Raw genomic sequence first — 10,988 nt, forward strand, 5'->3', positions numbered from 1 at the left:
ATGAGATGGTCCTGTCGCTCTATGCCAAGGGCCTGACCACCGGGGAAATCAGCGCGCACTTCGCCGAGATCTACGGTGCGTCCGTGTCAAAGGAGACCGTCTCGCGGATCACCGACAGGGTGCTCGACGAGATGGCCGCGTGGCAAAACCGGCCGCTGGATGAGGTCTACGCGGCGATCTTCATCGACGCCATCGTCGTCAAGGTCCGCGACGGGCAGGTCGCCAACCGGCCCGTCTACGCCGCGATCGGCGTGACGCTGGAGGGTGAGAAGGACATCCTCGGCCTGTGGGCCGGCACCGGCGGTGAGGGCGCGAAGTTCTGGATGAGCGTGCTCACCGACATCAAGAACCGCGGCGTGAAAGACACCTTCTTCCTGGTCTGCGACGGCCTCAAAGGCCTGCCCGAAGTCGTCACCAACGTCTGGCCGCTGACAACCGTGCAGACCTGCATCATCCACCTGATCCGCAATACCTTCCGCCTGGCCTCGAAGAAGGACTGGGACGCGCTCAAACGGGACGTGAAGCCCATCTACACCGCCGTGAACGCTGCGGCCGCCAGGGCGGCGTTCGAGGAGCTCACCGAGCGCTGGGGCAAGAAATACGGGGCCATCGTGCGGCTGTGGGAGAACGCGTGGGAGGAGTTCATCCCGTTCCTGGACTATGACGTGGAAATCCGGCGCGTGATCTGCTCGACCAATGCGATCGAATCCCTCAACGCCAGGTACCGGCGCGCCGTGAAGGCCCGGGGTCATTTCCCCACCGAGCAGGCTGCGCTAAAGTGCCTGTATCTGGTCACCCGATCCCTCGATCCGACCGGTGCCGGCAAGACCCGATGGGCCGTGCGTTGGAAGCCCGCTTTGAACGCCTTCGCCATCACTTTCAGCGACCGATTCCCGGCCGCTGAAAGCTACTAAAAGAAACCGCCGGATACACCGTTAATGAGATAGTCCCGAGGTCTGGGCAGCCCGGAGATCGTAGTGTAGGGGGTTGCGGTCACCGCTGATCTGGGTGAACAACGAGATGTCCTCGTGGGTGACTTTGCGCGACAGATGAGCGGTTTGCCCAACGATGGGTCTGGGACGATTGGGATGAGCTTCCATGGTCAACCTTTCGTGAACGGCCCCGGAAGGCGGGCTGTAAATTATGCGGGATAAGGGCCCGCAACGGACGGTGCTGCTACTGCCCCACCCGAAGCTCCGGGGCATGCTGCCTAGGGCCGGAATGGGTTTCCGACGGGTATCTCGAGGAGACTCGAAATCACCCGGCTGGGAATCACGTCCTCGAACGCGTGGATAGGAACCCCTGTCTCGACCAAGACCCCGAACATACCGGCTCGTTGAGCTGCCGCGACGTCTGTAAGAATTTGGTCGCCGACAGCAACTGTGCGGTCGGGGCGGCTCCCGAGCATTTCCAGAGCAATCCGGGGCATGTGTGACTCGGGCTTCCCAATCACTTCGGGCGTGGTGAGGTGTCGCGTGGCGGCTTCGACTGCCGCGACCAAGGTGCCCGCGCCCGGATCCAGTTCTCCGCCTTCAGGGATCAGCCTGTCTGGATTCGTAGCGATGAAGTGAGCACCAGCAAGAATCGCTCGTACGGCCGTGCGAAGTTTCACGTAGGTCAGTTCACGGTCGAGCCCGATAACAACGATGTCCGGCTTGTGGCTTGAGAGGACGAATCCCGTTTCCTCAATTTCACGCGAAAGTGCGGGCGCTCCCACTACGTAGACGATTAGGCCCTGCTCGTAGTTTTCCACGAGGTAGCGTGCCGTGGCATAGGCAGTGTTGACGATCTGCTCGGGGTCGGCGGCGAAGCCCATCCTGGTCAGCTTCGCGGCGAAGTCGGCACGCGATTTTGTGGAGTTGTTTGTCATGAACACCGTAGGGACCGCACTGGTGCGGAACTGATGCAGCGCCTGGATCGCGCTCTCAATGGGGACATCACCGCGGTAAATTGTTCCGTCCAGATCGAGGACCAACCCCTCAATCGGATCCGGCCAGGGCTGGTTTTCAAAGTTGATCACGGCTCCATCACCATCCCGCCATTGTATTGATAGGGGAGCCAGTAGCATCCAGCAGCCGCCCGAGCGCCGGGGACGGAACTCGTTTCGCCATACCCCGTTGCCCGGAAGCATCGACCTAGTCGATAAACCACACGCTTCAGCCTGACGCCGCAAATGCCCGCGCGGGGGCAAGGACCGCTTGCGCAGCGTCCTCAGCCTTGCATTGGCGCAGCAGCGGCACCGGCGGCACGTCCCCCGTCGTCTAGCGGGACATTCGTACTCCCAAAATCAACAAGTGTTCCACGCTCGATAGCCGTGATTCCGTCAAGCTCGGGGAGAGAGTTCAGAGATGGTGGTAGCGAGGACACTCTGGACGGAATGTAGGCAGTAACTTGGCACCGTCTAAGGGCATCGAATGAGGATGCGGGCACACCGGCGGTCCGGCGGCGAGTGTTTCGCCACCGGACCACCGGTCACAAGGACATGTGTGCTGAAGACATGTTCTCCGGTTTCTGTTTACGGTTTCCTATGTTTCGCCTCCTTCTCCTCAGCCTGCTGGTTTGCAGCCGCTTCAGCTCAATGCACAGGCGTTTCGGATGCGTTCTAGGTGGCTAGGAGACCTTGCGCTTGCGGAGCATCAGCAGGCCGGCCACCAGCATCAGCAGGGCGAGCGGGACCAGTGAGGCGTCAACACCGGTGTTCGCGAGTGCAGCGGCGCCGTTCTGCGTAGGGGTGTTACGGGGAGTGGAGACCGCCGGAATCGCGCCGCCTACAGCAGTGGATCCGGCGGCAGCTACCGGGAAGCTTCCGGTGCTGATTGTGCCACTGCCGTTGTCCGTGCCCGCGGTGCCGTTGCCGGTACCGTCTCCGGTGCCGGCGCCATTGTCGGTGTCGTTGCCTGGGTTGCTGGTGCCGGGATCGACAGTGCCAACTCCGCCGGTGTTTCCATCGCCGGGAGTCCCGGTGCCAGGGGTTTCGGTGCCGTTGCCGCCACCGATCAGCCCGATACCGAGGTCAATCCCCAGATCCACACCAGCGTCCAGGCTCCCGTTACCGCCGGTGGTGCCGTCGGTGCCGGTGACATTTCCGAGTCCGAGTGCCACGTTGGCGTCCACTGCTGCGTCGAGTCCGCCGGTGGTCCCGTCGGTGCCGGCAACGTCACCCAGGCCGAGCGCTACATCGGTGTCAACTGCTGCGTCGACTGCGTTGGTGCCGTTGGTTCCGAGGTCGCCCAGGCCGAGGGCTGCGTCAACGGCGGCACCCAGTCCGTCGCTGGGTCCGTTCGAACCGGTGACATTCCCCAGGCCCAGCGCGACGTCGGCATCCACGGCAGCGTCCACCGTGTCGGTGCCGCTCGTGCCCAGGTCGCCGAGTCCGAGGTTGACGTCCGCAACTGCCGCAACGTCCGCGGCGGTGCCGTCGGTTCCGGTGATGTTGCCGACGCCGAGGGCTGCGGCTGCGTCAACGCCTACGTCTGCGGTTCCCGAGTCGGTGCTGTTGGTGCCCAGGTCGCCGAGCCCGAGGTTGATGTCCGCAACTGCGGCAACATCGGCGATGGTGCCGTCGGTGCCGGTTCCGGTGATGTTGCCGACGCCGAGGGCTGCGGCTGCGTCAACGGCTACGTCTGCGGTTCCCGCGTCGGTGCCGTTGGTGCCCAGGTCACTGAGCCCCAGGTTGACGTTCGCAACTGCGGCAAGATCGGCGATGGTTCCGTTGGCTCCGGTTCCGGTGACGTTGCCGAGGTTGATGTCGGCCGCTGCTGCGACATCGGCGATGGTGCCGTCAGCCTCGGCTCCGGTCACGTTGCCGAGCCCGAGGTTTACGTCCACTACGGCGGCGACGTTCGTTGAGTCGGACGGCGTTGGGTCACCCAGCAGGCCCAACGACGTCGTATCAGCGGACGCCGCCGCCGAGATGAGGGCGGAAGCGGAAAGATCCGATCCGCTGGTCGTATCCGCGGCGTTTGCCGCGCTGCAGCCGAGGGCTAGAAGCCCGCCGGCAAAGAGGGTGCCAAGCAGCCCCCTGCGAAGGTTGGAACTCATGGTGATTTTCTCCTGAAAAAAGTTGAGATGAGGGCGCTGGTCAGCTGCCCGAATGGCCACGTGCTGCCTGGGTCGGCAGGGTGGGGCTCAACTAGTCAGGAGAGGAACCGGGGTCGAACGACACCGGTGCAGGAGCGTGCTCAGAGGCCCCGCCGGCAAGGACAGTGCCGGCAACTGCATGGTCAAGATCGAAAGCGCTCAGCCACGCAGCCGAGCTGGGAGAGCCGCCCGAGGAGCCGCCGCTGCCTGCGCCGGAACCGGGCGCAGCCGGGGCCTGGGCAGGGTAGGCGGGGTCAGCGGTTCCGGGCTGGTCGCTGCCGAGGGATGGCCGCTCATGGGCCAAAGTCGGGAAGACCGACGTGCCCGCAAGGGCAGCCGGGCCCGCGGCGGCGGGAGTGGCTTCGAGCGTGCCGGATGTTGCGGGCTCCGGCGCACTTGGAATCACTGCTGCAGGGCCTGTCACGGCTTGATCGGCAGCCGCAGCTTCGGCGCTGCCCGTCTCTGCCGGCACCGAGGGAAGGGCGGGTTCTGAGTGTTCCGGGGCTGCCGCCAGGGGCAGTTCCGGGACATCAATAGGCAGGGGAGCGGACCCGGTCACAACATCGGCAACAGGCTGCAGCACCGGTTCGAGCACTGGAAGCGTTTCGGTGACCGGTGGCACGACGGTTTCCACGACGGCCGTGGTTGCACCGTCAGCAATGCGGGCAACCGGAGCTGTCACTTCTGACACTGTGCCGGCAGGGACCACCTGGTTGATCACCGGAACGGACGAGACCAAGTCATCAGCAGTTGCGGAGAGTTGGTTCACCACCGGATGCACCAGGCCGACGGATGGCGGTGCAGCCGGAGCTTTGGTCGGCGCGGGTGCGGCCGGGACCACTTTTTCGGCCACCGATTGCACAGAACTGGTCACGGATCCCACCAGCGACGAAGTGTCCGGCAGCGCATCGGCAGATGCCGCCGGAGAAGAAAATGTCAGCCAGGTGAACGCAGCGGCTCCAGCCAGCAACACCGGCCGCAGGGCACGCCACGGTGAACGAGATTCACCCATGCGTACCACGGTGTCTTCCAGGACAACTATGTAAAGGCCGTTGTAGAGCCGTTCCAGGAGAAATTTCCGGACGTTGACGTTTCTTTTGTCCAAGCACGCACCAGTGCGGAGTCTCTGGCCTCGCTAAGGGCAGAGAAGGCAAATCCCAGCGTTGACGTATCACTGTTGGATTATGCTGTAGCGCGTACGGCAAATACCGAGGGTATCTTCCAAGCCCTTGACCCCGCGGCTGTCCCAAACCTTGCTGACCTTGACCCTAAGGCCAAGGTGGAGGGCAACATGGGAGCAGGTGCAACCTTCGACAGCGTGACGCTGATGTACAACACAGAGGCAGTTTCAGCTGATCCGGAGTCATGGGAGGCACTCTGGGAGGATCCAGCCGCCGCCGGGAAGATTGCGATTATTGGGCCCCCGGACATCACCAGCACCGTTGGGTTGACGGCCATCACGACGAAAATGGAGGGCGGGGATTACACCCAGTCCGTAGATGCGGGAATCGCCAAGTTGAAAGAACTTGCCCCTCGTGTTCAGACTTGGAACCCCCAGCCTGATCCCTACACCATGGTGCAAAGCGGTGACGCCTCCTACGCTGTGGGCTGGAATGCCCGCGCTCAGCTCTTCGCTGACGGCTCCAACGGTGCTATGAAAGCGGTCCTGCCCGAGGAAGGAACCATCCTGCAGATCAACACGCTGAACCTGGTGAAGGACTCACCCAACCCGGCCGCTGCGCAGGCATTCATCAACTACGCCTTGAGCGCGGAGGCCCAGATCGAATTCTCGAAGCTCATGGCGTACGCCCCCACTAACACCAAAGCTGAGCTGCCCGCGGACGTCCTCGCCAAGATTCCGGTTGCCGACCCCGCAATGAATGACCGGATCATCGAACCGAACTGGGACGTGATGGTTTCCCAGCGCGATATCTGGGCCAACCGGCTCAAGACCGAAGTTGTAGGTGGCTAAATGACTGGGGCTCCCGGGTACCTCGAGATTAGTTCGCTAACAAAGCGTTACAAGGAGGGGATTACGCCCGCCGTTGCGGACGTCTCCCTTAGCGTTGCAGAAGGTGAATTCCTGGCCTTACTGGGACCTTCAGGTTGCGGGAAAACCACGACGTTGCGAATGATCGCCGGTCTTATTGATCCAACCTCGGGCACCGTCACGGTAGACGGAAAGGACATCACACATGCCCCGGTCCACAAACGTTCAGTAGGCATGGTGTTCCAGAGTTACGCACTCTTCCCACACCTCGACGTTAAGTCCAACGTTGCCTACGGCCTGCAAATGCGACGCGTTCCCAAGGCCGAAATCACCAAACGCGTTGCCGACGTGCTGAAACTGGTCCGTCTGGACCATCTGGCAGACCGGCGAATCACGGCCCTTTCAGGTGGCCAGCAGCAGCGCGTCGCCCTCGCACGGGCAGTCGTGATCCACCCTCAGCTATTCCTCATGGACGAACCCCTATCGAACCTGGACGCGAAACTGCGTGATGCGATGCGTAACGAGATCCGTGGCATCCAACAAAGGATGGGAATCACCTCCGTATTCGTCACTCACGACCAGGGAGAAGCCCTGACCATGGCAGACAAGATTGCCGTCATGTCCGAGGGGAAGCTTGAGCAGTTTGGCTCACCAACAGACATCTACGAGCGTCCGGCGACGCGATTTGTTGCCGAGTTCGTGGGGCAGGCCAATCTGGTGGAGAACGTTAACGTGATCCTGGACGGCGGCCGCGCGAAAATGATCGAGCTGCCCGGCGCTGGCCGGCTCGCAGTTCCCCGCGTTTCAGGCGACTACGGAAACGGTTCTATGGCGATGATCCGGCCGCACCAGCTTGAAGTGCGGCCCGTGGCCCGACCCGGAGACATCCCGGCCAAGGTCCGGTCGTCCGTCTACTTCGGCGACACCGTCCAGTATGAGGTTGAAGCTGGAGCAAACCTCCTGAAAGTGCAGATGTTCGCTGATGGAGCTCCGGCACTGCCGGCTGGTTCCGACGCCGCAATCGGCACATCCACCGACTGCGTGCATTTCATCGCCGCTTGAGCTGCACTACCTTCATAAAGGATTTCCACATGTTCATAACCGAAACTCTGAACGGGCACCCAATTCCTCCTAACCTGATGGAGAAGCTTCCTCAGGGAACTCATTCCACCTTGAAGCACTCTGCTGAGCAAAGCTTCACGGATTCGAGGATCCGGTCCCACCTCCCGGGTAGCAATATAGCTGACCGAGCAGTCACCGGGCCGGTGCCTGTCCAAGATTCATCGTTGTTGCACCATGCTGTTGCTGTTTCCGAAATACGGGACGTTCCGGTAACCATCACAGGCGGTGACCGCCAGAACGCTCCCGAAGGTGAAGTGAACGCTGAAGACAAGTTCCTAAAAGAGCTTGCCGATGGGTTCGCGCTGCCGGACGTAAGGGCCAACAGTGTCCAAGCAGATGCCTCCGGGTTGGTGGGCAGCAATGGCAAATGAGGTGATACTAGGGGAGGCGCCTAAGGCTGTCCTGACTCCAAGTGGTGGCAAGCCCAAAGGCAAGGACTGGCCGTCCTTTCTCAAACTAGCTCCCGGGCTCATTCTGCTCGGCATTATCTTCGGGGTCCCCTTAGCCTGGCTGCTGCGGATGTCGTTCAACACCGGTCTTCCCGGTGGAGGGATCGAGGAGGGATTGAGCCTCAACTCCTACTCGACATTCTTCGAAGCATCCTTCAATCTTGAATTGATCTGGCGCACCCTTGGATTGGGCATCGTCGTCACAGCCGGCGCCTTCCTTCTCGGCTATCCGCTGGCGCTATTTTTGCTGCGAACGCAATCGAAATGGAAGAGCCTGCTTCTAGTCCTCGCACTGGCTCCGCTACTGACCAGCGCAGTAGTCAGAACCTTCGGATGGATAGTGATCCTAGGTGACCGGGGAATCATCAACGAAGCCCTGATGGGGATGGGCATTATTTCAACACCCCTCAGCCTGGCAAACAACGAGCTGGGCGTCGCCATCGCCCTTACCGAAATCCTCATGCCCTACATGATCCTCACTGTTGCAACAGGCTCTTCCCGACTCAATGACGCCGTTCTGGAAGCATCCGCCACCCTCGGCGGTAACACCGTCCAAACCTTCTTCCGGGTCATCCTCCCGCTTACCCTGCCGGGGATACTTACCGGGTGCCTCCTGGTCTTCGTGCTCACCATCAGTTCGTTCGTAACGCCAGCCCTCGTGGGCGGCGGACGGGTTTTCCTGCTGGCCACCGAAATTTACGACCAGGCCGTACAGTCACTCAACTGGCCACTGGCATCGGCCATCTCGTTCATACTCATCGCCCTTTTCGCCGGTGTCCTCGTGGGCTACCAGCGACTAATGGCCCGCCTGGACTGGAACCGCAGCTGATGAAAACCAAAGTACTGAAGCGTTGGTTGATCCTCGCCGGAGTGTTCCTCCTCTTTATCTTCCTCTTGGCACCGATCATCATCACGGTGATCATTTCCTTCTCGGCAGATAACATTCTCCGATTTCCCCCGAGCGGTTGGAGCCTGAAGTGGTACGGAGAAGTGTTCGCAAACCGAGACTTCGCGGGAGCCTTCCGGGTCAGCCTGGTGGTTGCCAGCGGTGCATCGCTGCTGGCTGCAGCCGTTTCCATTCCCGCCGCTATGGCCATCGCCCGCGGCAACTTCCGCGGAAAGGCTGCAGTGGAAAGCTTTTTCCTGGCACCGCTTCTGGTTCCAGCCATCGTAGTTGGTCTTGGTCTCCTCTTGGTGTTCAGTCCCCTCGGCCTCAAGGGAACCTACCAAGGTCTCATTCTCGCAAACGCAGGTTTGGTGATCCCGTACATAATTCGCACCACTCTGCTTAGCCTGACCACCATGGACGCACGTTGTGAAGAAGCTGCACAAACGCTGGGCGCACGCCCCTTGACAGTATTCAGAACAGTCACGCTGCCGCTAATCATCCCCGGAGTCTTGTCTGGCGTAGTTCTGGCCTTCCTGCTCACTTTCGATGAAGCGGTCGTCAGCCTGTTCCTGGTTTCAAGCCGGGTCCGGACACTGCCGATTGCAATGTTCGATTACGTTCAGACTCGAACCGACCCTCAACTTGCAGCTGTATCAACACTACTAATCGTGCTTAGCCTCGTCATCGTCGTCATCATCGAACGCATAATGGGGCTCCGTCGAGTCCTCCGCTGACTCTTCAAAATCAAAGAGCATCGATTCGGCATTCCTGAAGCACGGATATATCCTTAACGTCTTGGAGCAGCTAACGCTGAGTTGCATGTAGATTCCGACCGGATCTACGACCACGGCGTAGGACCTTAACTGGTTGCTTAATTTCATGTTCAAGACATACATGGAAAAGTGGCACAGCTCTGGACTTACCAGGTACCGGAGCCCGACTCCTGCCAGCTGTATCCAAGCTTCCAGATGTGCTCGACGGACTTCCAATGCTCATCAATTGTCCCCGACGTCCTGCCAGGGCATGAGGACCGAACGTGTCGCTGGTTCAGCTGCACCTGCCCGCCAATTACTGACCGGGCCGCGGACGCGGCCCCAACGAGTGTGACGAAGAGAATTTGCACCCCACATAACGAGTCCTTCAACCTTGATTGACTAGTGCTTAAGAAAGAGATCAACCCATAAGGGTCTGCTGAAGGTTTAGTTGACTCCATGGTTTAGGCCGCCAGGGCGACGGCCTTTTGGTGGATGGTTTCGTATTCGACCGGGGTTAGCTTACCGAGCCGACGCTGTCGTCGGCGGCGGTGATAGGTCCGTTCGATCCAATGGATGATGGCCAGGCGCAGCTGATCGCGGGTGGTCCAGCGGCGGCGGTCGAGGACGTTCTTCTGCAACGTAGCGAAGAAGCTTTCCATCGCCGCGTTGTCCCCGGCGGCTCCGACCCGGCCCATCGAGCCGACCAGCCCGTTCTGCTTCAGGGCGTGCTGGAACTTCCGGGACCGAAATTGGCTACCGCGGTCGCTATGGACAACACAACCGGCGACGTTGGAGGCCCCACGCCGGGCCACGGCGTCCTTGAGGGCGGCCACCGCCAGACCAGACTTCATCCGGCGGTCGATGGCGTAACCGACGATCCGTCCTGAGCAGGCGTCCTTGATCGCGCACAGGTAGAGCTTGCCCTCACCGGTGCGGTGCTCGGTGATATCCGTCAGCCACGTGGTGTTGATGCTCTCGGCGGTGAAGTCCCGCTGCAACAGGTCGTCACAGACCGGCGGGCCGGGCTTCGCCCCGCCCCGCTTGGCGCGGCGCACGGTGGCGGAGAAGATCTGCTGCTGAGAACACAGCCGCCACACCCGCCGCTCGGAGACCCTGTGGCCAGCCGCCTGCAGTTCATCGGCGATGAACCGGTGCCCGAATTCCGGGTCATCGGCGTGGACGTCGTAGGCGGCGTCAATCAGATGGGCTTCCTCCCAGTCCCGGTCGCTGACAGGCCGGGCGTTCCACTTATAGAACGCCTGCTTAGAGAAGCCCAACACCCTGCAGGTCACCGTCACCGGAATCTCGGCGGCGGCAAGGTCACGGACCAGCGGGTACATCATTTTGGGCGGGCCTGCCCGGGCTTCAGATTCGCCTGCGACAAGTAAGCGGTGGCCTGGCGCAGGATCTCGTTCTCCTGCTCCAGCTCACGGATCCGTCTGAGCATCCTGGCCTGCTCGGCTTTCCCCTCGGTGCTCTCGGCGGGTTCGAATCCGTGCTGGTCGAGGCGGTTCTCGTTTACCCAGGACTGCAGCGCGGACCTGGACATCCCGAGGTCCTTACAGACCTGTACCTGGGTCATTCCTTGCTCGAGCAGCTCCAGGGCGCTGGCCTTGAACTCCTCCGAGTAGATCTTCGGCATGATGAATATCCTCTCTGCTCCGCAGAGCAGTCAGGAAGTCAACCGAACCTTCAGCAGACCC

10 protein-coding genes and 1 pseudogene are annotated in these 10,988 nt (G+C 61.2%); 6 read left to right on the forward strand and 5 right to left on the reverse strand.

What is annotated here, in order from left to right; genetic code table 11:
* The coding region (locus ACQ3I4_RS16210) for an IS256 family transposase (protein WP_430632801.1) at positions 1–914 on the forward strand (914 nt) is incomplete at its 5' end.
* Between the two features lie 21 nt (positions 915–935).
* Here the strand turns inward: ACQ3I4_RS16210 and ACQ3I4_RS16215 are convergent.
* The 4 genes from ACQ3I4_RS16215 to ACQ3I4_RS16230 all read right to left on the reverse strand — a co-directional run bounded on the left by ACQ3I4_RS16215 (position 936) and on the right by ACQ3I4_RS16230 (position 5,185).
* Entirely contained in the window at positions 936–1,205 is a 270-nt protein-coding gene (locus tag ACQ3I4_RS16215) for a MaoC/PaaZ C-terminal domain-containing protein (protein ID WP_430633909.1), read from the reverse strand.
* A 5-nt stretch (positions 1,206–1,210) separates the two neighbouring features.
* On the reverse strand, positions 1,211–2,020 hold the full coding sequence (locus ACQ3I4_RS16220; RefSeq protein ID WP_329864309.1) for an HAD-IIA family hydrolase: 810 nt from the start codon (positions 2,018–2,020) through the stop codon (positions 1,211–1,213).
* Between the two features lie 590 nt (positions 2,021–2,610).
* Positions 2,611–4,041, reverse strand: a complete 1,431-nt coding sequence (locus ACQ3I4_RS16225; protein WP_329864246.1) for a beta strand repeat-containing protein — start codon at positions 4,039–4,041, stop codon at positions 2,611–2,613.
* A gap of 91 nt (positions 4,042–4,132) precedes the next feature.
* The gene (locus tag ACQ3I4_RS16230; RefSeq protein WP_329864248.1) at positions 4,133–5,185 is read right to left on the reverse strand and encodes a hypothetical protein; all 1,053 of its coding nucleotides are present in this window, start codon (positions 5,183–5,185) and stop codon (positions 4,133–4,135) included.
* Here ACQ3I4_RS16230 and ACQ3I4_RS16235 point away from each other — a divergent pair.
* The 5 genes and pseudogenes from ACQ3I4_RS16235 to ACQ3I4_RS16255 all read left to right on the forward strand — a co-directional run.
* Positions 5,180–6,052 (forward strand): annotated as a pseudogene (locus ACQ3I4_RS16235) (extracellular solute-binding protein); the annotation flags it as partial. The gene ACQ3I4_RS16230 and the pseudogene ACQ3I4_RS16235 sit on opposite strands and share 6 nt — an antisense overlap.
* Positions 6,053–7,132, forward strand: coding sequence for an ABC transporter ATP-binding protein (locus ACQ3I4_RS16240; RefSeq protein ID WP_430633910.1), 1,080 nt, complete (start codon positions 6,053–6,055; stop codon positions 7,130–7,132).
* Between the two features lie 29 nt (positions 7,133–7,161).
* A complete protein-coding gene (locus tag ACQ3I4_RS16245) occupies positions 7,162–7,563 on the forward strand; it encodes a hypothetical protein (RefSeq protein ID WP_329864290.1) in 402 nt (133 codons plus the stop codon).
* On the forward strand, positions 7,517–8,470 hold the full coding sequence (locus tag ACQ3I4_RS16250) for an ABC transporter permease (protein ID WP_329864288.1): 954 nt from the start codon (positions 7,517–7,519) through the stop codon (positions 8,468–8,470). The genes ACQ3I4_RS16245 and ACQ3I4_RS16250 overlap by 47 nt, the downstream gene beginning before the upstream one ends.
* A complete protein-coding gene (locus tag ACQ3I4_RS16255; protein WP_329864286.1) occupies positions 8,470–9,264 on the forward strand; it encodes an ABC transporter permease in 795 nt (264 codons plus the stop codon). The genes ACQ3I4_RS16250 and ACQ3I4_RS16255 overlap by 1 nt, the downstream gene beginning before the upstream one ends.
* Before the next feature lie 482 nt (positions 9,265–9,746).
* Here the strand turns inward: ACQ3I4_RS16255 and ACQ3I4_RS16260 are convergent.
* Positions 9,747–10,927 (reverse strand): IS3 family transposase gene (locus tag ACQ3I4_RS16260; protein WP_430633870.1). Its coding sequence is split into 2 segments (ribosomal slippage): positions 9,747–10,664 and positions 10,667–10,927, totalling 1,179 coding nucleotides; the frame shifts between segments, so codons are not numbered across the junction.
* Positions 10,928–10,988: the final 61 nt, after the last annotated feature.

The organism is Zafaria sp. Z1313, from assembly GCF_050563205.1.
GTDB lineage: Bacteria > Actinomycetota > Actinomycetes > Actinomycetales > Micrococcaceae > JAZDCJ01.